Below are 22,256 nucleotides of genomic sequence, written 5' to 3'. Positions count from 1 at the left end.
GATACGCCGCATTTTAACATTTATTATTATTTGCAAAACGATTCAATGATGAATTGGTTTGCTAAGGAAACAGAGGTGTGGTATGAGTTGCACCAGCAAGTTTTCCAGGATACCTTTTTGAGGAAGAACCCCATTATTTTATACAATAACCATCCTGAATTCCAGCAGACTACGGCTATTTCAGGTGAGATAAGTGTTGGGACAGGTGGTGTTACCGAGGCATTCAAACAAAGGGTGGTGATGCCGATCATGCAGATCAACCAACAAACAAGGCACGTACTTGGCCACGAATTGGTGCATGCATTCCAATATAGGGTATTGATCGAGGGAGGTGATTCTACTCGGCTAGAGAATATTGCAAACCTGCCATTATGGATGGTTGAGGGGATGGCAGAATATTTTTCAATTGGTAAAAAAGATGCATTCACATCGATGTGGATGCGTGATTCATATGCTCGGAATGATCTGCCAAGCTTAAGGCAGATGACAGAGCAATCCAACAAATATTTCCCATATCGCTATGGTCAAGCATTTTGGTCGTATGTAGGATCTACTTATGGCGATACAGTGATTATGCCTTTGTTTATTGAAACGGCAAAATATGGATATGAGGCGGCAATCCGAAGAGTATTTGGATATGATGCGCAAACGATGGGAACTCTATGGAAAAATAGCATGGAGAACTCCTACAGGAATCTCGGAAAAGATACGACTTCCAATCCTATCGGTAAATTATTGTTATCGACAAAGAATGCGGGTAGGATGAATGTGTCGCCGGCAATTTCTCCAGACGGTAAATATGTGGTGTTCCTATCGGAAATGGATTTGTTCAGTATAGATCTGTTTTTGGCAGATGCTGAAACGGGAAAGGTTGTTCGGAAATTGGGCAGTCGACTCACCAACAAAGATATTGATGAATTTAGTTTTATAGAGTCTGCCGGAACATTTTCTCCAGACAGCAAGAAGTTTGCATTTTCGGTCTTCAGTGAGGGTAAGAATAAATTGATGATTGTTGACATTGAAACAGGTCGAACCTTGTCAGTGGAGGCAATGGGTGATATAACTGAATTTACAAATATTACCTGGGCTCCAAATGGTAGTTTGGTAGCCTTCTCAGGTCTTAAAAATGGACGAAGTGATATCTATACCTATGATTTAGAATCGAAGAACCTTAGTCAATTGACAGATGATAAATATTCGGACTTTCAGCCAAGTTTCTCGAGAGATGGTAAGTTTATTGTGTTCAGTACAGACAGAATGTCTTTGGAGTCTTCGAGCAGAAGTGTGGATATTCCAATGGGCTTAGCGGTAGTTGATGTTGCGACAAAACAAATCCGCGAAATTCCTGTCTTTCCAGGGGCTAACAATTTAAATCCTCATTTTTCATCTTCTGGTAAGGAAATCTACTTCTTGTCAAATAGCGACGGATTCAGAAACATGTATAAGATTGTAATCGAAACGGCGCAAGTTGAGAGAATGACTGATTTCTTTACGGGTATCAGTGGTATTACAGAATATTCTCCAGCGATAAGTGTTTCGGCCAATGATGATATTATCTATTCCTATTTTAAGAATAATGCATTTACCATCTATAAAGCGAAAAGTTCGGAGTTTGAGTCTGTTCCTGTAGATGCAAGTACCATTGACCTTCAAGCGGCGATGTTGCCTCCGGCACAAAGTAGAGGGGTGGATGTGGTGAATACAAATTTGAATAATTTCAATGCATACGGAAGAATATCTAATTCTCAGATTTCAGAAATCCCATATAAGCCAAAGTTCAAATTAGATTATTTGGCGAATAGTGGTGTGGGTATGTCTGTGGGATCACGTTATGGGGCTGGTATTGCTTCTGGGGTTCAAGGAATGTTTTCTGATATCCTTGGGTATAACCAGATATTTGCAGCATTGAACATCAACGGAGAGATTTATGATTTTGGAGGTCAAGTAGCTTATATCAACCAGAGGAGCCGATGGAATTGGGGTGGTTCGATTTCCCATATACCTTATCGTTTCGGGTTTTTTAACTATGACCAACGTGATTTAGGCAACGGAGTTGAACCTGTGTTAGACCAATATTTGGTTCGCTCATTTCAAACTCAGGTCGATGGGTTTGTAGCATATCCTTTTAATAGGCACCATAGGTTTGAGACAGGTGCCGCGGCATCGTATAACTCTTATCGTGTAGATAGGTTTACCCAAAGTTATTACAACTATTATGGAACACGTGAACGCGTAAACAATGATGAGGCAGCACAAGCATTAGGGGTTTCCAACCTGGATCCATTTAACCTGATGCAAGTGAATGCTGGATTTGTGGGTGACAATGCTGTTTTCGGTATTGCTGCGCCGCTTCAAGGGTTCAGATACAGGCTAGGTGCAGAGCAATATTTTGGAACATTTAATTTTACAGCTCTTAATATCGACTTAAGGAAATATCAAAGGATAAAACCGGTTACTGTTGCTGCTCGGGTTTACTCGTATATGCGTATGGGGGATGATGCGGACAGATTGTACAATATGTATATCGGATATCCATATATGATTCGTGGTTTTGAGGCGAACTCATTCGGCCCTAATAGTATGATTGGTTTCAATGACCTGTCAGGTTCTAAAATGGTGGTTGGGAATTTGGAATTAAGGTTGCCTTTTACAGGGCCCGAGAAATTGGCTGTCATTCCTTCAGGTTTATTGTTCTCTGATCTGAACTTGTTTATTGATGGAGGTTTGGCTTGGAGAAATGGAAGTACGATTAGGTGGAAAAAAACAGATGCTGACAAAGTATCTGAAGTAATCGATGGAGTAACTTATACTGGATATAACCCTAATGTGACGATGCCAGTATTCAGTGCTGGAGTATCGCTAAGGGTTAATTTGTTCGGTGCGATGATATTAGAACCTTATTACGCTATACAATTGAATAATCCTACTAGGGATAAATTCGGAACATTTGGATTAAACTTTGCGCCAGGATGGTAGTCTAAAGTTATGTGAGGGTGATTTAGTGTAGGGTAAGGTTGTTAAGGCCGTTGTTTATAGCTTATGCATAAACAACGGCTTTTTTATTAGATCTTATTTTTGGTGTACTCGGACATAAGCTCAACCAGTTAGGGTTCGCTTTGCGGATCAACCTTTCTTTTACAATTCTGCCCATTGATGACAATTCTTTTAACCTCTTTTCTGCATCAGATTGGGTAAGGAATGTTTCTACCAATACAATCCTGTTCAACATGGCATAGGAAAACAAAGCAGGTTCATGGCTATTTTGCAAGTCATGGTAAACTGAGTTTAAGTCTTGACTAATGCCGGTCTGAAGGAACCTACGGTTCGAATCTGTTGCGATGTATGTATAGTATTTATTCATTTTATTCTTGTTTTAGCTAAATTATTTGGTAATTTGCAGACGTTTTGCTAATTTTATTGGTACAATAATACTAATAAATTTAGTAATTCAAAAATATATTGAAAAAATATTATGGCAAATATCTCATCAAATCTTAAGTATCTTCGCAAGAAAAAAGGTCTTACTCAGCAACAGTTTGCTGATTTAATGGAAATTAAACGTGCTTCTGTAGGGGCTTATGAAGAGGATAGGGCGGAGCCAAAATATGAACTACTAAAAAAAATAGCAGAGTTCTATGATTTAAGTATGGACGAATTGGCTAATGATGAGATTGATGATAAGTGGAAGCCTACGCCTAAGAGCAATGCTTCAAATTTGAGGGTATTGAGTGTGACTGTTGATTCGGATGACCGAGAAAACATCGAGCTTGTTCCAGTAAAAGCTAGTGCTGGTTATTTGAATGGTTATGCTGATCCTGAGTATGTGAGTGAATTGCCGAAATTCTCTTTACCTATGTTTAATCAAGGAACGTTTAGGGCATTTGAAATCAAAGGAGATTCTATGTTGCCATTGCCATCGGGATCTTTGATTATTTCAGAATATGTTGAGAACTGGCATGATATCAAACCTGGGCAGACATATATTGTTGTGTCGTCCAATGATGGAGTTGTATATAAAAGAATAGGGCAGAAGTTTAAGGAAGATAAAGGTCTTAAATTAGTTTCTGACAATAAAACGTATGAGCCTTATTGGGTTCCAGCCTCCGAGATTTTGGAAGTCTGGAAGGCAAAGGCATTTGTTAGCACGGAGCTTCCTGAGCCAAACCCTGAACCGACTTTAGAAGCATTGTCATCGATGATGGCTCAGATGCAAAAGACTATTAATTCTGTTGTTGACAAAAATTAATGTGGATTTAATATGCTTTGCAATTAATAAATAATTTTTGTACCTTTGTACTATCTGAAAGGAAGGGGGCATGGTATGCCCCCTTTTTTAATTAATTTTTTAAAATATGCAGGTTGAAAATCGAGTAATCGAATTAGTAGAAGAAAAAATTGCCGACAGACCGGATTTATTTATTGTTAGTGTTCGCTTGCTGAACAATGGCGTTTTAGAAATTCTTTTGGATGGTGATAATGGGATTGCGATTGAGGATTGCGTACAAGTAAGTCGTCACGTTGGTTACCACTTGGAAGAGGAGAATGTGATTGATAGAGCTTATCGTTTAGAGGTGTCGTCTCCGGGAATTGACTCTCCATTGTTGTTGAACAGACAATATGAGAAAAACGTGGGTCGTGATGTTAAGGTGAAGTTGTTGGATGGTGCTAAAAAGGAAGGTCAATTACTATCGGTTACCGACTCAGCAATCAGCATCGAAGAAAAAGTAAAAGAAAAAGGAAAGAAAGCTGTTTTAGTACAGACGGAAATTCCATTAGATCAAATAAAGGAAACAAAGGTGTTAATTTCATTTAAATAAGAATGAGTACTAATATAAACTTGATAGACTCGTTTCAGGAGTTCAAAGACTTCAAGAACATTGACCGTCCAACAGTTATTACTGTATTGGAGGAGGTGTTCCGCAGCATGATTCGTAAACGTTTCGGTACAGATGAAAACGTGGACGTAATTGTAAACCCAGATAATGGTGACTTAGAGATTTGGCGTACGCGTGTTGTAATGGAAGATGGTTTCTCTGAGGATGATGATTTGGAAATTGAATTGGAGGAAGCTCATAAATACGATCCTGACTTAGAGGTAGGAGATGATTACATTGAGCAGATTACTTTGGAGAGTTTCGGAAGACGCGCAATTTTAGCAGCACGTCAGACATTAGTTTCTAAGATCCTTGAGCTTGAAAAAGATGAGGTATTCAAGAAGTATAAAGACCGCGAAGGCGAATTAGTTATCGGAGAGGTTTATCAGATTTGGAAAAAAGAGATTCTTGTATTGGATGAAGATGGCAACGAATTGATCCTTCCAAAAAATGAGCAAATCCCAGCTGATTATTTCAAAAAAGGAGATAGTATCCGTGCGGTTGTTGACAAGGTAGATATGATGAATAATAATCCTAAGATTATTATTTCACGTACAGCACCTGAGTTCTTGCAGAGATTATTTGAGCTTGAGGTTCCTGAGATTTTCGACGGATTGATTACGATCAAGAAAATCGTTCGTGAACCAGGAGAGCGTGCAAAGGTAGCTGTAGAGTCTTATGATGATCGTATTGATCCAGTAGGAGCATGTGTGGGTATGAAGGGTTCCCGTATTCACGGTATCGTTCGCGAGCTACGTAATGAGAATATAGATGTAATCAACTTTACGACTAACCACTCATTATATATTACTCGTGCATTGAGTCCTGCTCGTATCACATCGATCAAGATTGACGAAGACAACAAAACTGCTGCGGTTTATTTGAAGCCGGATCAAGTATCCTTGGCTATCGGCCGTGGTGGTCACAATATTAAATTGGCTGGTAAATTGACTGGCTATGAAATCGATGTTTACCGTGAGAGCGGAGAAGAAGAGGAGGATGTGGACATTGAAGAATTTGCAGATGAAATCGACGGATGGATTATCGACGAGTTTAAACGCGTTGGTTTAGATACAGCAAGGTCTGTATTGGCATTGTCCGAAGAAGAGCTTATAAGACGTACCGATTTAGAGGAAGACACAATTCGCGAAATCGTACGTATTTTACAAGCTGAATTCGAATAATAAAATATTCGGGTTAGAGGGTTTAACAATTTATAATAAATTGTTAAATCCTTGTAAAAAAACATATTTTTGTAGTACGAAATTATATTTAGAAGATAGTAGATGACAGAAGGTAAAAGTATAAACTTGCTTAAAGCTGCGAAAGAGCTCAACATTGGAATAGGCACAGCGGTAGAATATTTGGTTAAGAAAGGGTTTGATGTAGACTCTAAGCCAAGTTCTAAGTTGAGCCCTGAGATGTATGGGGTTCTTTTGAAGGAATTTCAGGGTGATAAGATTGTTAAAGACGAGGCTAAACAAATAGTTATCGGCAAGATTCGCCGTGAAGAAGGTCCAGCCACAGGCACAGCAAGCTCAAACCCTGAATCTACTGAAGAAAAGGAAAGTCCTGCTGAGGTTAAAGAAATCTTAATTAAGAATAATGCATCAACAGAGTCTACACCTGTTGCTGAAGAACCGAAGAAGGAAGAGGGAGGATCATCTCCACTTAAAGTAGTTGGGAAGATCGATTTGGATAGCTTGAAGCGAGGAAAACCTGCACCAAAAGCTGAAGAAAAAGTCGAGAAACCAACAGAACCTGCTCAAAAGGCAGAGGTTAAGAAAGAAGAAGCTCCTGTTGCGAAACCAGTAGAAGAACCGAAAAAAGAAGAAGCACCGAAAGTAGAAGAGAAGAAACCTGTAGTTCAGGAGCCTGCAAAACCTGCACAACCAGTTCAACAAGCAAAACCTGTTCAACCGGAGAAAGCTGCTCAGCCAGAGAAAACTGAGCATACTGAAAAACCTGAGAAATCAGAAAAGACAGAAAAACAACCTGTAGAGGTGAAAAAAAATATAGAAGTTGAAAAGCCTGCTGCAAAAGCAGAACCGACTGACGATGTTATACGCGCTCGCTCGGAAACCTTAAGTGGCCCTAAAGTAGTTGGTAAAATCCAATTACCTGTTGCAAAACCACACAAACCAGTTGCTTCATCATCGAACAACGCTGGTGGAAATCAAGACAACAAGCGTAAGCGCAAGCGTACTAACAAACCTAATACTCCGCATGGAGGACAGGGTAACCAAGGTGGTTATGGACAAAACCAAGGCCAAGGCCAGGGTCAAGGTCAAGGTAACAGACAAGATGGTGGAAACCGTCCTCAACACCAAGGTCAAGGTCAACAAGGCAATAGACAAGATGGTGGAAATCGTCCTCCTCACCAAGGTGGAAATAGACCAAACCGTGGTAATCATCCTAACAATGACCGCCATGGAAACAATAGAGGTCGTAACGATAGAAACAGAAAGCCTGATACTCCGAAGGAAGAACCTTCAGAAAAAGAGATCCAAGATCAAATCAAGGCAACACTTGCTCGTTTGAGTGGTGCTGGTAAATCTGGTAAATTCGCTCAACGTGCGAAACTGCGCCGCCAAAAACGTGATGATATAGCATTGTCAGCAGAAGAGGCAGCAATGGAGCAAGAAGCACAATCTAAAGTATTGCGCGTAACAGAATTCGTTACAGCCAACGAATTGGCAAATCTAATGGATGTTCCGGTTACTCAAGTTATTGCAACTTGTATGAGCTTAGGTATGTTCGTGTCGATCAACCAACGTTTGGATGCAGAAACTTTAGCAATCGTTGCTGACGAATTTGGATTCCAAATAGAATTTATCAAACCGGAGGATGAAGAGACTACAGAATTGGAAGAGGCAGACAATACTAGCCGTCTAGTTCCAAGAGCTCCAATCGTAACTGTAATGGGTCACGTTGACCACGGTAAAACATCATTACTAGATTATATCCGTAAGGCTAATGTTACCAAAGGTGAAGCGGGTGGTATTACTCAGCACATCGGTGCATATGCAGTACAATTAGAAGGTGGTAAAAAGATTACATTCTTGGATACACCAGGTCACGAAGCCTTTACGGCGATGCGTGCTCGTGGTGCTCAAGTAACAGATATCGTTATTATCGTTATCGCTGCGGATGATGCCGTGATGCCTCAAACAAAAGAAGCAATCAACCACGCTATGGCTGCAGGAGTACCTATTGTATTCGCATTCACTAAAGTGGATAAACCAGGAGCAAATGCTGATAAGATCCGTGAGCAATTGTCAATCATGAATATTTTGGTTGAGGATTGGGGTGGTAAATACCAAGCTCAAGAGATTTCAGCTAAAACAGGTGAGAATGTTGACCTATTGCTTGAAAAAGTATTATTGGAAGCGGAATTATTAGAATTGCATGCTGACCCTGAAAAACGTGCGGCTGGTTCTGTAATTGAAGCTGCATTAGATAAAGGTAGAGGTATTGTAACTACTGTATTAGTTCAAGGTGGTACTTTGAAAATTGGAGATCCAATTCTTGCAGGTTCATACTCTGGTAAGGTTAAAGCTTTGACCAATGAGAGAGGTGAGCGTGTGAAAGAAGCAGGACCTTCGATGCCAGTTCAAATCTTAGGTATGTCTGGTGCTCCAACAGCGGGTGATAAACTTTACGTTATGGAAAGTGAATCTGAAGCTCGTCAGGTAGCAAACAAACGTCTACAACTTCAGCGTGAGCAAGGTATGCGTGCTACGAAACACATCACATTGGATGAAATCGGTAGACGTCTTGCAATCGGAAACTTTAAAGAACTTAATATTATCGTTAAAGGTGATGTGGATGGTTCTATCGAGGCATTGTCAGATTCATTATTGAAACTTTCAACTGATGAGATTCAAGTTAATATCATTCACAAATCAGTTGGTGCGATTTCAGAATCCGACGTATTGTTAGCTTCAGCATCTGATGCGATCATTATCGGTTTCCAAGTACGTCCTACTCAAAATGCTCGTAAGCTTGCTGAGAACGAACAAATCGATATACGTCTGTACTCAATCATCTATGATGCGATTGAAGAGATCAAATCAGCGATGGAAGGTATGTTGGCTCCGAAACTTGAAGAGAAAATCGTTGCGGAAGTTGAAATCCGTGAGGTGTTCAAGATTTCCAAAGTTGGCTCAATTGCTGGATGTATGGTATTGGATGGTAAAATCAACCGTAACAATGAGATCCGTATTATCAGGGATGGCGTTGTTATCCATACAGGTAAGTTAGCTTCATTGAAACGTTTCAAAGATGACGTAAAAGAAGTATCTCAAGGTTATGAGTGTGGTTTGAGTATTGAAAGATTCAATGATATCCAAGAAAAAGATATCGTGGAAGCATTCGAACAAGTAGAAGTAAAACGTAAGCTTTAATCAGTTTACAACAAAATAAATACAGAGGTTTAGTCTATGGCTAAACCTCTTTTTATTATCCTTAATTTTAATATCCTATCAACTCTTTCTATTTGAAAAATCTCTTTGAAGGTGGTATCTTTAGAACCATGTTTACATTCAGGATATCCGAGATTATTCAACAACCTAATCATAATATTTCCATTCGCTTTAAGGATGAATCTGGAAATTTTCCAGCCTATAAGGCTGGTCAGTTTCTGACCTTGGCTTTTGAGTTTGGTGATCGTGAAGTGAGACGGTCGTACTCGTTTTCGAGTTCACCATTTATTGATGAACCATATGAGATTACAGTAAAAAGAGTGGACAATGGTGAAATCTCGAGATTACTCCACCACAGAACTGAGGTAGGAGCAGAAATTCAAGTAATGGATCCACAAGGACTTTTTACTTACGAACCATCGGAGAACAATACAAATACAATATTTTTATTTGGCGCTGGAGTCGGTGTAACACCTCTCTATTCTATTTTGAAATCGGCGTTGGTTGCTGAAAGCAATAGTAAAGTTGTTTTGGTCTATAGTAATAGTTCTAAAGAACAGACAATTTTCTATGAGGAGCTATTAAAGTGGCAAGAGAAATATCCAGATAGGTTACATATTGAGTTTATTTGGTCAAATACCAAAAATCTTATGAAAGCAAGATTGAATAGGGAGTATATCATCGATCTTGTGAAAGCGCAATTGAATGGTTCTACGGATGCTGTTTTTTATACCTGTGGGCCTTTGTTCTATATGGACTTGGTGCGGTTTACCTTGTTGGGTATGGGCTTTCCGGAAGATACTATCAAAAGAGAAACCTTCCATTTTCCAGAAGAGGAAGAAGACGACGATGAAAAGGAAGAGGAACCTGTAGACATGACCAGCTATGATATTGTATTGAAATTCCAAGGCAATGAATATCCGCTAACCATTCCATATAATAAAACGGTATTGGATGTAGGCTTAGAACATAAATTGAAACTTCCATATTCTTGTAAATCAGGAATGTGTAGTACTTGTATTTCGCAAGTTACCAAAGGTGCCGTGCGAATGGATTATAACGAAGTTTTGACAGATAGGGAAGTAGATAATGGTAGATGTTTGATTTGTACATCACATCCGCTTGAAAATGGGACAACTATAGAAGTATTTTAGAAAATGATCAGAGTTTTAATTTGTTTATTGATTTTATGCTTGGGCAATTCAAGTTTTGCACAAGAAACATATAAGATCACTTACCATTATTTCAGAGATGGTGCAATGATCAAGCAAGACCCTATAGTGGTGTTTGCAACACGAGGTAAATCCATTGTAACTCGTGAAAGTCAAGTTTCAGGTCAACCAAGATATCCCTTAGAAGTCTCTAGTTATGATTATACGAAGGACCTGGTTTATAGAATTTCTTATTTGTCTGATTCCAAGATGATCAGCACAGTTGACAGTAATACTTTAAAAAAGTATCAGTATGAAGATGAAGGTCAAGGAAAAGAGATTCTGAAACACAAATCTAAGAAGGCAGTGACTTCGGTTAATTCTAACAAGATTGAATTATTATATACGAATGACTTGAAGGTCAATGCTGCTCCAAATGATCTTGGTCAAACTTTGGGGTTGGTTTTAGAGTATCGCCGAAATGGCAATTCTGGCTTAGTCGCCGCTTCAATTGAAAAGTTAAAATCATGGCCAAAGGATCTTCCTCAAATTAATGAGAGTAACCTTTTGGATGAGTTAAGTTATCGAGATGTTTTATGGAAGAGCAAATTTATTCAGATTCCTATTTTTCAGGATGCACAGATTTGTTTCCAACCGGGTATTAAGTCAGATTCTATTCTGCGATTTGCTGAAGGAACCGTCATCATGAAAAAGGTAAAAGTTCCTTCGGTTGAGAATGGAGCTCAAGCATTTATTCAGCTGGTTGAAAAATCTAATGGAGATGCTTATGATAGGACAGGTTCTGTTTTTCTAATAGCCGAGGATCAAAAGACTACATTTTTAGATGGCATGAAAAACGGTATGGAAACTTTGCCTGCTTATATAGATTCTGCAGGTACAAAATATCCTGGAATGGTACGGACAGATGGTTTTTCGCCGGTTTTGGAACTAATGAGATTTTTTACGCCTTTTGGAGTTTCACATTTCAATGATAGGCTGAATTTAAAAGGGAAAACTTGGCAAGATAGCGTGATTTATAGACAAGATGTGTCTGAGTTTTTATCGGTTATGGCTGGTAAAGAAATCTACATAGGTACATACATAGGGAACTATGACAAAGGTGGGCATAAAGTAAGTTTAGAGTTAACCATACATCCCGGAGGTTCGAATTATGCAGATGGCATGAAAATCCTTCCACTTTTCAATACTACAAATATTATGGAAATGGGAGGTCAGACTTATCCAACAATGTTTGCATTTGAGAAAGGATTGGAACTGAAATTCAATGTGCCAAATGATATAAAAGGAGCTAAATTACGATATATCACTACTGGACATGGAGGTTGGGGCAATGGAGATGAGTTTGTTCCAAAACCTAACCGCATATTTCTGGATGGTACTTTAAAAACGCAATTTACTCCTTGGAGGCTGGATTGTGGAAGCTATAGGTTGTACAATCCTGTAAGCGGGAATTTTGACGATGGTTTATCTTCTTCAGACTTGAGCCGTTCGAATTGGTGCCCGGGAACCATTACAAACCCAGTTTTTATAGAATTGGGAGATTTGGCCGCTGGAGAGCATACCATTCGAATTCAAATTCCTCAGGGACCTAAAGAAGGAGAGAGCAGCAGTTTCTGGAATGTCAGTGGCGCACTGGTCTATCAATAAAATTTCGAAAAAATAATAGGCGTTTTTAAAGCGCCTTTTTTTGTGCTATTGGGAGTTTGCATCCCAATTGTACATTCAGTTCTTTTACAAAATCAGTAGAAAGAAAAGGCGTTTCTGGGTCAATCTTTTGGTGTACAAAAAAATAAACTTGCTTTAAACCTACTTCTTTCCATTCCTTTATTTTAGTAACCCATTCAGATAATCTAAGCTTATCGATTACATCAGTTGAAGAAACAAACCTAATAAAAGCAACAGGTGTTGTCAATCGGAAATTTAACATATCTCGGCGACCCGGTGTGTCAACAATGATGTTCGTGGTATTCGTTTTCTTTAAGAGATTAAGGTATTTGTTTAATGTTTGTTCGTCATTGTACCACTCCTCATGCCTTACTTCAAATGCTAGAGGATAACCTTTGGGAAATCTATTCAAGAAACCTTCAAGTCTGTCAAATGCTTTAGGTCTAAAGTTTTCAGGCATTTGAATAAATCCCATGCCTAATTTTTCTTCAAATAACACCGTTGAATCTACAAATGCAGCAACTTTTTCATCCGTATTATTTAATCGGGAATAATGACTGATACTGTTTGTGAATTTAGGACAAAACTTAAAATCATCTGAAGTTCTGTTTTTCCAAATCAGAACCTGCTCCTTACTCGGAGACCTGTAAAACGTACCATTGAATTCTACGGAATTAAATTCTTCTGAGTAATAGCGCAATTCGTCTTTAGTACCTCTTGGATAGAACCCTTTGAGGTCAGCTTTAGACCATTTGGGATAGCCAATATTTATTTCGAAACCTTCTTCACTTTTATATTGATTCAAGAACTGAATAGTTTCTTTTGGAGTTACAGGCAAAGAAAAATCTATTTGACTTGGGTCTTCTACTTTTCCGAATTTCATAAGCTATTTGTTGAGCAGCTAATATAAGGTATTTAAAAAAGAAGCCATTTCTGAGCTTCAGAAAATGGCTTTCATATGGATATCATTCTGTTTATTTTAAAACATGCTTAACACCTTCAAACGTCATTTTTACAGGCTTTATATGGCCATTTTTCATCAAAAATCATTTCATCTATACAAGTTTCTCGTTCAAACGATTTTTCTTTATCAAGAGGTCTTCTGTTGGTAGACAATGTAATATTTCTCCTCATTAGGGATTTTAATCACAGAATGGTGACCAGCACCTTTTGCAACATTTGGGTCTTTTTCTAGAATTGTTCCTATTCTTTTAAAAGGTCCCAGGGGATTGTCGGCAATAGCATAAGCTACTTTATAATCAGGACCAGTCCATCCACCTTCTGACCACATGAAGTAATATTTTCCATCTTTAATAAACATCGTTGGCCCTTCAACATAGTTTTCGGGAGTAACTTCCTTATAAATAGTTCCATCCTCAAAATGGTACTAAGCTTTTAAAATCATCAGCTAATTTCACCACATTACAATGACCCCAGCCGCCATAAAACATATAATGCTGACCATCCTTGTCTCTAAATACATACTGGTCTATGGGTTGAGCTCCATGTACGATATCATTTATCAGGGGTTTTCCCAATAAATCCTTGTATGGTCCTTCTGGTCTATCAGCAACAGCTACACCAATACCGCCTATTTCACCTTCGTGAACATCATTGGCTGCAAAAAAGAAATAATATTTTCCACCTTTTTCAATTACACTTGGTGCCCACATTGCTTTTTCAGCCCATTTCACTTCCTTATTGTCAATAATACTTGGATGTTTCTTCCAGTTTACCAAATCTTTTGATGAAAAGGCATCAAAATGAGTCTGTTGCTCATAAGGAGCTGAATATGTTGGGAAAATCCAATATTCATTATTATAAATTATAGCTTCAGGATCAGCGTACCATCCTTTGAATACAGGATTCTGTTGAGCCTCACAATTACTGGTGAACAACAAGCCGATAGTCGTGAGAGAAAATAATATGTTTTTCATTTAAAGTAACAGGTTTATGAAGCTTGAAATTAAGAATAATTATTGAAATAATATCCTATCCTAATTGGTTTTAGCAAGAATGTTACGCATTAAAAAAAGGTATAACTCCTCGTTATACCTTCAGATAAAAAACTATTAAACTAAACTTATGAAATATCTATTTTCCAGGATAAGTAACCGTTACATTACTGATTTTCCAACCATCTTTGCTGTTGCAAAGAGTGACGTAATCAAACCTTTGAAATTGTCCGAATCGGTTGTAATTTTTACTATACTGCAATCTTCGTTTTTTTCAACAAAAGCATATTCTGTTTCAGCATCTAACTTAACACCTTTATTTTTCTTTAAATATTCGATCAATGCTGTGCGACCGATCATCTCACGTTGGCCATTGTTTGGTGTAGCATATTTAAAATCATCGGTAAAAAGATGCTTAAGCAAAGCGGTCTCACCGTTATTAGTAGCATCGATGTAATGGTCGATAATAGTTTCTACCTTAATGAATTTTACAGGTTCTGGTTTTGTATTTGCGAATACAAATGAACTTAAAAGAGTAAAAATTGTAGTTGCGATTAGAGTGATTAGCGTTTTCATGACTTATAATTTTTTTGTGATTGATTATGTTAATTGTTTGATTCAAAGGTATATGTAATATCAAATCGCGAACATAGAGACTAGGCAAGTCTCTTTTATAACTCGGTAAAGACCAATATTAATTCGGTGAAAACTTGTGGAATTATTAATCTTCGGTGAAAAAAATTAATTTTTGAAAATTATAGTATCTGTGGAACACAAAATACGGTGTAGACAAAGAACTTGTTTTTGCAATGGTTAAGAATATCTAAAAAAGAAAAGCTGCCAGAAATTCCGGCAGCTTAGGTAAAAGTAATAGGTAGTGTGATATCTTTATCCGATTTTAAATGATGTCATCGTTAATGCACCAGCTACTGCTGCATCATTGAAAATCATCAAATCTTCGTTTTTTTCTTGTAAAGCCAATGCATATATCATGGGTAAATAATGCTCTGGGGTAGGAATCGCCATATCAAAGGCATGACCTTGTTTATCGAAATCTATTAAAGGTTGGTGATTACCATCCAAAATATAACCTTTCATTTTTTCGTTTGCTTCCTGAGCCCAATCAAATGCATAGCCTACAGTATTCAAATGTTTCCATGACACCATTCTTAAGTTGTGGACATTATTACCAGAACCAATGATCAAAACTCCTTTTTTACGCAATGCTGCTAATTCCTTGGCCAAAGCATAATGATGTGAAGCAGGCATGCTATAATCAATACTCATTTGGATAATGGGAACATCTGCATGAGGATACAAATGTTTCACAACAGACCATGAGCCATGATCTAAACCCCACTTGTCATCCAAATGAACATCTTTGCTCGTAACGATATCCTGGACAGCAGCCGCTAATTCTGAAGATCCTGGTGCTGGATATTGAACATCAAATAGTTCTTGTGGAAACCCTCCAAAGTCATGGATGGTAACCGGATTTTCCATAGCTGTAACAAAGGTACCTTTGGTTTCCCAATGAGCTGAAATAACCAATATTGCCGTAGGTTTTTCAATTTCCTTACTTATGTTCTTAAATCCCTGTACAAATTCGTTATCCTCGATGGCATTCATAGGACTTCCATGCCCAAGGAATAAAACCGGCATATTGCTCGTATTATTCAAACCATCAATAAATTTATTTAATGATTTCAGTTTAACGGCAGCTCCTGCCAATGGCAATGTCGCTGCTGCTGCTAAAATTGTTTTCTAGTCATATCATCCATAATGATAAACTCCTTTCCAGTTTATAATACAAATATCGGAAGTAAAGGAGAGTAGGAGGTATGAAAATTTGGAAGAAAAGTATAAAAATTAGGAAATGAGTTTTCCCATTTCCTCCCTAAACTCTGTTGGGGTTTGGCCAGATTTCTTTTTGAAAACACTTGTGAAGTATGCCTTGTCAGAATAACCAAGTTCAAAGCCTATCTCGGATATAGTTTTATTGGTGCTAATCAACAAATTCTTTGCTTCTATAAGTTTTCTTGTTTCAATAATTTCGGAAACTGTTTGTTGCAAGATGCTTTGCGTGATGCTGTTTAAATTTCTGGCGCTCATAAACAATTTTTCAGCATAATAATTTACACCTTCCGGACGCTTGTAATTCTCTTCAAGAATATTCAAAAAGTTCTTAAAGGTGATATCCTGATTTTTATAGAGGTTTTGATAGTCTGGGAATTGTTTTTGCCTTTCAGATTCTATCATGGCAAATAATGTTGTTAATAGTTCTCTCACAACCGCCAACTCAGGTTTTGCCTGCGTCATTTCCTCTTGGATCATACTGCATAGTAAGTTTATTCTCTCAAAGCAACGGCCATGCTCGAATTGAAGGTTGGCATGGTCGTGGAAATATGCATAAAGATTAAATGTTGTTTCCGGAATAAATTCATTCTTAAACCTTAAAACCCAAAAGTCGCAATCGCCATTTTCGAGTAGGGGTACTACGCGGTGAATTTTTCCCCGACTCACAAAACTTGCAAATGGAGCCACATAGGTTTCACTTTTAAAATCTATGAAATGATCAATCCTGCCTTTGATGCCAATAATCAATTCCTCAAACTCATGATGATGTGGATCATTGGCCTGAGATTGAATATATTCTGCCTCTCTATTGTCTACTTTGTATATTTTGAATAATTCATTCATATGTTAGATGTAAGATACAATAAAATAATTCCTCAAATTTATCATCCCCAAAAATTTACCTATATGATTATACTATTAATCAGTTTTCGAATTCTTAATGTAGGATAAGGTTTGAATAAAAGTCTACAGTGATTAAACCATGATAATTCATTATAAAACCTCAGGCAGGCAGAATTGTTTAAGGTGCTTCTTGAAAATTAAATTATTTTTTTCTTGTTATGAACACGCTTAAAAATAAAGAATTTTTTGTTGTTAATGGTTTGCAAAATTATGGAATTAGCTCAATTATTGTTTGTTAAGCGCCATTAAGCGCATGAAAGTACAGGATAGTGGAGTAATATTAAAATAATAGTTTTATCAAGTAAATTATAAACTCATGTTGAGTGTAAACTCAATTTGATATCCAACATAAACCTAGGAAAGCATAACATAGATTGAACAAATTCAATTCGGAATATCTGAATTATACCCAATTCTTTGGAATGGTTTCTTGTGAGTTATAGAATAAACATTAACTTTTTAATTAAACTTAACCTATACTTTTATGAGAAAAACCTACTTAAAAAAGGTTCCATTTATTATTATGATAATATGGACTTGTTTGCTGAGCTTTGGATATGCTCAGGGGCTACAAGAAATCAAAGGTACAGTTAGGGATAGCGACGGACCACTCTCTGATGTTACTATCACCTCGATTAGTACTGGTAAATCAACTAAATCTGACGCTTCTGGACAATTTACTATAGAGGGCGCCATTAGACTCGGATTTAAAATTTTCCTTAATTGGCTATCAGGTTTCAGTTGTCAAGATCACATCTCAAAACCTCAGTGTAACACTCCAAAAAGGAGATGAGCAAATCGACGAAGTAGTCGTTGTCAGTTATGGTACACAGCAGAAATCAAAAATCACAGGCGCTATTGCTGAGATGGACGCAGCCAAAGCAAAAGACCTGCCTGTAGGACAATTCACACAAAAACTTCAGGCCGAATAGCAGGTGCTCAGGTTACTCAAGTAAATGGTAGACCAGGACAGGGTATGGCTGTGAGAATTCGTGGTGCAGCCTCTATGAACGCCGGTAATACCCCTTTGTATGTTGTGGATGGACAAGCTATTACTGGGGATATCAACAATATCAACCCAGATGAAATCGAGTCTTTTTCAGTATTAAAAGATGCTTCTGCAACCGCATTATATGGTTCAAGAGCAGCTAATGGAGTGGTTCTTATCACAACCAAAAAAGGTAAATCAGAAGGGGTGATGGTAGATTTTAATACCTATTACGGAGCACAATACCTTCCAAATCGAGGTAGACCTGATGTTATGAATGCAACGGAGTTTGCGCAATGGCAAAAAATGTTCTACGAAGATAAAATCAAATATGAGAAATGGGTTCTTCCCGCAACTGGAAAAGCTGAAATCCCTGATGACTACAAAAATCCAGAACAATACGGTGAAGGAACCGATTGGTTTGATGTTTTATTCGATCCAGGAGCACCTATTCAAAATTATTCACTATCTGTTTTGGGAAATAGTGAAAAGGTAAGTGTGGGCGTTACTGCCGGATATTTCAACCAAAAAGGTATTTTGTTGAACACGGGTTACCAAAGATATTCATTCCGTGCTAATACAGAATATAGACCGAACAAAAGGGTGACTTTAGGCTTTAATGTGGCTCCATCTCTTCAATTAGATCACAATACATTGATCAATACAGATGGACAACGCCAGGTAATTGATGGTGCATTTATTACTAGTCCAATTTCTCCAGCTATAAACGCTGATGGATCATTGCCATTGACTACAAATACGTATGGTATGTTTGCTAATCCTAACTGGTTTAAGAGTTTTACAAGAGAAACAAGATAACTATAAAAGATTTAGGATCCTGGGTAATGTATCTGCAAAAATCAATATTTGGGATAATTTAAACTTTGCTACAAGAGCGGATTATGACTTGGGAAATAATGTTCAACAGAACTTCGTGCCATCAACAGCGGGTGGGGGACTTTTCGTAGCTCCACCTCAAAAAGCAACAGGTGCTTATAATACAGGTAACTACTATTCTTGGTTGAATGAAAATGTATTGACATACAACAAATCAATTAATGACCATAATTTCGACGCATTAGTTGGTTATACCACTCAACGTTATATGACGCAAGGTGGATGGTTGAGTAAAACGGATTTTCCTAACGATGATATTCCATGGTTGTCTGCTGGTGCAACAGTAACTGCTTCTGGAAGTAACACGGCTTCTTGGACCATCGAATCCTTGATCGCCAGATTAAATTATGATTACAAAGGAAAATATTTAGTATCAGCAGCGATGCGTCGTGATGGTTCTTCCCGATTTGGTGCTGATAAAAAATGGGGTTCATTTCCTTCAGTCTCTGTGGGCTGGTTAGTGTCCAATGAAGACTTCTTGAGGGATCATCCTACGATTTCTATGTTGAAATTAAGAGCTAGTTATGGTCTGGTAGGAAACAACAACATTGGTAACTACACTTCTATAGCTATGATGGGTACGACAAACTATGTGTTTGGAGGAGCCCTAAGTCAAGGTCTTTCAATCACATCTTTAGGTAATACCTTATTAAGTTGGGAGAAAACTGATCAATGGGATATTGGTTTTGACTTGTCTTTATTCCAAAACCGAATAAATCTACATTATGACTATTACCACAAGGTAACAGATGGTATGTTGTATCCTGTCGAGTTACCAAGAGCTTCAGGCTTCTCTGCAATTTCAACAAACGTTGGTGCATTCAAATTCTGGGGGCATGAATTGTCAGTTGATGCTAATATCATGAATAGAGGTGACTTTACATGGAACTCAGATTTCAATATTTCTTTCAATAGAAATGAAGTAGTGAAATTAGGTACTAATGATACTCCAATTGGTGGTTACAGTAACCAAGGTGATTTTAACCGTACGCAGGTTGGTCACCCTATTGGTCAATTCTACGGATATATTTTTGATGGGGTTTACATGAACCAGGCGGAATTCGACTCTCAGCCAAAACATATTTCTTCAAAAGTTGGAACTGCAAGAATGAAAGATTTGAATAACGATGGTGTTATTGATATCGACGATAGGACTTTCTTGGGAGATCCTAATCCAGATTTCATTTTTGGTTTTAATAATACTTTCCGTTATAAAAGCTGGGATTTAGGTATTCTTTTTACAGGGTCAGTTGGTGCAAAAACAATGGCAGCGACATTCGAAAATATCGAAAATCTAGATGGGGTGTTCAATATGCGTAAAGAAATGTTGCAAATGTGGAGATCTGAGGAAGATCCAGGAAATGGGCAAGTACCAAGAACTTTAACAGGTACCACTGAATTGTATAGATTTAATAATTCGCGTTGGGTATTTGATGCAGATTACCTAAACCTTAAGAACATTACCATCGGTAAAACATTCGAATTCAAATCAGATTACATCAGATCTCTCAGGGTTTACGGAAGTGTACAAGAAGCATTTTTGTGGACTAAATATCCTTATGCTAACCCTGAAGTAAGTACAAGTGGTATTAATCCATTGTCTTTGGGTATTGATCAAACTGCTTACCCTATTCCTAGAACATATACTATTGGATTAAATGTTGGATTTTAATTATTAAAATTATGAAACTTAGATATATTTTATTCGCTACTGCGCTGGCATTTACATCATGTTCAGATGACTTCTTAAATCTTACTCCGGATTCTGAATTAAGTGCAAACGATTTTTTTGAAACTGAAGAACAGTTTAACCAGGCATTATCTGGAGTATATGCTGTGTTGAGAAGCACAGTCTGGGAAAGTGGTTTTTTAATGGGTGAAATGCGTTCTGATAATACCCATTACGATTACTACGCTCCTGATAGGGGTATTCATATTGTAAGAAGGGAAAACATTGATGATATCTTAGATGATTCCCAGAATCAATGGACGAATGGTTATTTTAACACTTGCTATGCAGGAATAGCACGTGCAAATACCATTATTGACCGGATTGCCGAAGCTAGTATTGATGAAACCGCTAAGAACAGGATTCTTGGTGAAACCAAGTTTTTAAGAGCATATTTTTATTTTAACCTTGTTCGCTATTTCGGAGAAGTCCCACTCTATTTAACAGAAGTGAAAAAAGAGGATGATGCTTTTTTGGCGAAATCATCTGTTGAAGATGTTTATAAAGTAATTATTGAGGATGCTAAAGACGCAATAGCGAAATTAGAAAATCCCAAATTTCCCCAAAATGGAAGGGTTAGCAAAGGTTCTGCAAGCACTCTGTTGGCAGAAATCTATATGACGAGAAAGGATTTTACAAATGCATTGCCTCTTTTAAAATCTGTAACAACAATGGGTTATTCATTGTTGCCAGTCTACTCAAGCATTTTTGAGACCAGCAATAAAAACAACGCTGAGTCAATCTTTGAAATTCAATTTATGATGGGCGACCAAGGTCAACAAAGTATGTTTTCATATTGGTTCATTCCAAAATCAAATAATGTAGAATTGATCACTGGAGTAGTATCAAACACGCTAAACTATGGTGGATTCAATGTGCCTACAGATGATATGATGCGTGCTTATGAAAACGGTGATACAAGAAAAAATGCTTCCATTGGTATTGCGGAGGGTGTAATCGGAAGTGACGGAAGTTTTGTTATTCAATCTGTAAAAACAAAGCGCAGGATATGTGACCCCAGCCGGAAAAATCTCCAAGCCGTTTATTAAAAAATATCTGCACGCTCATAGCCGAGAAAGAAATACAGATGATAACTGGCCTGTGTATCGCTATTCAAATGTATTGTTGATGCTGTCAGAAGCTCTGAACGAAACGGGAGCCAGTGGAGAAGCATTGACTTATCTGAATATGGTTCGCAAACGCGCAGGAGCCAGTCTTCCATTAGTAAATACGACCAACAAAACACAGCTAGCTAATGCCATTCAAAAGGAAAGGAGAGTAGAGCTTGCATTTGAAAACCATAGGTGGCATGATCTGGTAAGAACTGGCAAAGCAATAGAGGTGATCAACGCACATGGCGTAGAAATGAAGGCGAAGTACGGCTATCTTGCTAGTAATTCCTATAACTTAAATCAGGATAGATTAATTTTTCCGATTCCATATTTAGAACTACAGTTGAATAAATTGTTGACACAAAACAAAGGATATTAATAGGATTCTAGTTTAGTAATTAGTTTGTTTAGTTAAAAGGCCAGATTTTCAGAAAAAAAACTGAATTCTGGCCTTCTTTTTTGGGTTAATTGTTTGAAAATATTTTTATACATTGATTTCTGTCCATGATTTATCAAGAAATTAAGATTATTAATAAGTTTTATGTTGATATTTTGCCAAATAAAATATATATACCTATGTAAATTCTATTTTATAATTTTAATATTGGTGTTTTGATATAAAAATCTCTTAATTTTTCATATTTATTCAAAAATATTCAATTTTTATTTTGATAATTTCA

The 22,256-nt window shown here is 37.5% G+C and carries 18 protein-coding genes; 11 read left to right on the top strand and 7 right to left on the bottom strand.

The window, feature by feature from the left end:
• Positions 1-45: 45 nt before the first annotated feature.
• Positions 46-2,976, top strand: a complete 2,931-nt coding sequence (locus FGL31_RS15835) for a DPP IV N-terminal domain-containing protein (RefSeq protein ID WP_232046819.1) — start codon at positions 46-48, stop codon at positions 2,974-2,976.
• 61 nt (positions 2,977-3,037) lie between these two features.
• Here FGL31_RS15835 and FGL31_RS15830 read toward each other — a convergent pair whose 3' ends face one another.
• Positions 3,038-3,361 carry a GIY-YIG nuclease family protein gene (locus FGL31_RS15830; RefSeq protein ID WP_138092841.1) on the bottom strand — a complete coding sequence of 108 codons (324 nt, stop codon included), beginning with the start codon at positions 3,359-3,361 and terminating at the stop codon, positions 3,038-3,040.
• Positions 3,362-3,472: 111 nt separating this feature from the next.
• Here FGL31_RS15830 and FGL31_RS15825 point away from each other — a divergent pair, with 111 nt between their 5' ends.
• From FGL31_RS15825 to FGL31_RS15800, 6 genes are all read left to right on the top strand, one after another.
• A complete protein-coding gene (locus tag FGL31_RS15825) occupies positions 3,473-4,246 on the top strand; it encodes an XRE family transcriptional regulator (protein WP_099372928.1) in 774 nt (257 codons plus the stop codon).
• 106 nt (positions 4,247-4,352) lie between these two features.
• On the top strand, positions 4,353-4,817 hold the full coding sequence (rimP, locus tag FGL31_RS15820; protein ID WP_138092839.1) for a ribosome assembly cofactor RimP: 465 nt from the start codon (positions 4,353-4,355) through the stop codon (positions 4,815-4,817).
• Positions 4,818-4,819: 2 nt separating this feature from the next.
• The gene (nusA, locus tag FGL31_RS15815) at positions 4,820-6,058 is read left to right on the top strand and encodes a transcription termination factor NusA (RefSeq protein WP_099372930.1); all 1,239 of its coding nucleotides are present in this window, start codon (positions 4,820-4,822) and stop codon (positions 6,056-6,058) included.
• Between the two features lie 102 nt (positions 6,059-6,160).
• Positions 6,161-9,280: a translation initiation factor IF-2 gene (gene infB / locus FGL31_RS15810; protein WP_138092837.1), complete on the top strand. Its 3,120-nt coding sequence runs from the start codon at positions 6,161-6,163 to the stop codon at positions 9,278-9,280.
• A 92-nt stretch (positions 9,281-9,372) separates the two neighbouring features.
• Entirely contained in the window at positions 9,373-10,452 is a 1,080-nt protein-coding gene (locus FGL31_RS15805; RefSeq protein ID WP_232046818.1) for a ferredoxin--NADP reductase, read from the top strand.
• Positions 10,453-10,455: 3 nt separating this feature from the next.
• Positions 10,456-12,117 carry a PNGase F N-terminal domain-containing protein gene (locus tag FGL31_RS15800; protein ID WP_138092835.1) on the top strand — a complete coding sequence of 554 codons (1,662 nt, stop codon included), beginning with the start codon at positions 10,456-10,458 and terminating at the stop codon, positions 12,115-12,117.
• Positions 12,118-12,142: 25 nt separating this feature from the next.
• On the opposite strand, the gene FGL31_RS15795 is transcribed toward FGL31_RS15800, so the two are convergent.
• The 6 genes from FGL31_RS15795 to FGL31_RS15775 all read right to left on the bottom strand — a co-directional run bounded on the left by FGL31_RS15795 (position 12,143) and on the right by FGL31_RS15775 (position 16,790).
• On the bottom strand, positions 12,143-13,018 hold the full coding sequence (locus tag FGL31_RS15795) for a DUF72 domain-containing protein (protein WP_138092833.1): 876 nt from the start codon (positions 13,016-13,018) through the stop codon (positions 12,143-12,145).
• A 207-nt stretch (positions 13,019-13,225) separates the two neighbouring features.
• Positions 13,226-13,456 (bottom strand): family 43 glycosylhydrolase, encoded by a 231-nt coding sequence (locus tag FGL31_RS28165; RefSeq protein WP_262709141.1) that lies wholly within the window; start codon positions 13,454-13,456, stop codon positions 13,226-13,228.
• A gap of 55 nt (positions 13,457-13,511) precedes the next feature.
• Positions 13,512-14,072 (bottom strand): family 43 glycosylhydrolase, encoded by a 561-nt coding sequence (locus tag FGL31_RS15790; RefSeq protein WP_262709140.1) that lies wholly within the window; start codon positions 14,070-14,072, stop codon positions 13,512-13,514.
• A 180-nt stretch (positions 14,073-14,252) separates the two neighbouring features.
• Positions 14,253-14,666, bottom strand: a complete 414-nt coding sequence (locus FGL31_RS15785; protein ID WP_138092831.1) for a hypothetical protein — start codon at positions 14,664-14,666, stop codon at positions 14,253-14,255.
• A 312-nt stretch (positions 14,667-14,978) separates the two neighbouring features.
• The gene (gene ygiD / locus FGL31_RS15780; RefSeq protein ID WP_232046817.1) at positions 14,979-15,827 is read right to left on the bottom strand and encodes a 4,5-DOPA-extradiol-dioxygenase; all 849 of its coding nucleotides are present in this window, start codon (positions 15,825-15,827) and stop codon (positions 14,979-14,981) included.
• 132 nt (positions 15,828-15,959) lie between these two features.
• Positions 15,960-16,790, bottom strand: a complete 831-nt coding sequence (locus tag FGL31_RS15775) for a helix-turn-helix transcriptional regulator (protein WP_138092829.1) — start codon at positions 16,788-16,790, stop codon at positions 15,960-15,962.
• Positions 16,791-17,754: 964 nt separating this feature from the next.
• Between FGL31_RS15775 and FGL31_RS15770 the strand changes: the two genes are divergently transcribed.
• Genes FGL31_RS15770 through FGL31_RS23785 form a run of 4 tightly spaced genes read left to right on the top strand, consistent with a single transcriptional unit; the run spans position 17,755 to position 21,955 of the window.
• A complete protein-coding gene (locus FGL31_RS15770; RefSeq protein ID WP_138092827.1) occupies positions 17,755-18,657 on the top strand; it encodes a TonB-dependent receptor plug domain-containing protein in 903 nt (300 codons plus the stop codon).
• Positions 18,611-20,407: a SusC/RagA family TonB-linked outer membrane protein gene (locus FGL31_RS15765; RefSeq protein WP_171017698.1), complete on the top strand. Its 1,797-nt coding sequence runs from the start codon at positions 18,611-18,613 to the stop codon at positions 20,405-20,407. The genes FGL31_RS15770 and FGL31_RS15765 overlap by 47 nt, the downstream gene beginning before the upstream one ends.
• Positions 20,408-20,418: 11 nt before the next feature.
• Complete coding sequence (locus FGL31_RS15760) at positions 20,419-21,513, top strand: RagB/SusD family nutrient uptake outer membrane protein (protein WP_197734296.1); 1,095 nt, start codon at positions 20,419-20,421, stop codon at positions 21,511-21,513.
• Positions 21,476-21,955 (top strand): RagB/SusD family nutrient uptake outer membrane protein, encoded by a 480-nt coding sequence (locus tag FGL31_RS23785; protein WP_197734295.1) that lies wholly within the window; start codon positions 21,476-21,478, stop codon positions 21,953-21,955. Before FGL31_RS15760 ends, FGL31_RS23785 begins: the two co-directional genes overlap by 38 nt.
• The last annotated feature ends 301 nt before the right edge of the window (positions 21,956-22,256 follow it).

The organism is Sphingobacterium daejeonense, assembly GCF_901472535.1.
GTDB lineage: Bacteria > Bacteroidota > Bacteroidia > Sphingobacteriales > Sphingobacteriaceae > Sphingobacterium > Sphingobacterium daejeonense.
Note: the sequence above shows the minus strand (reverse complement) of the source record. Positions and strands in the feature narration are given on the sequence as shown.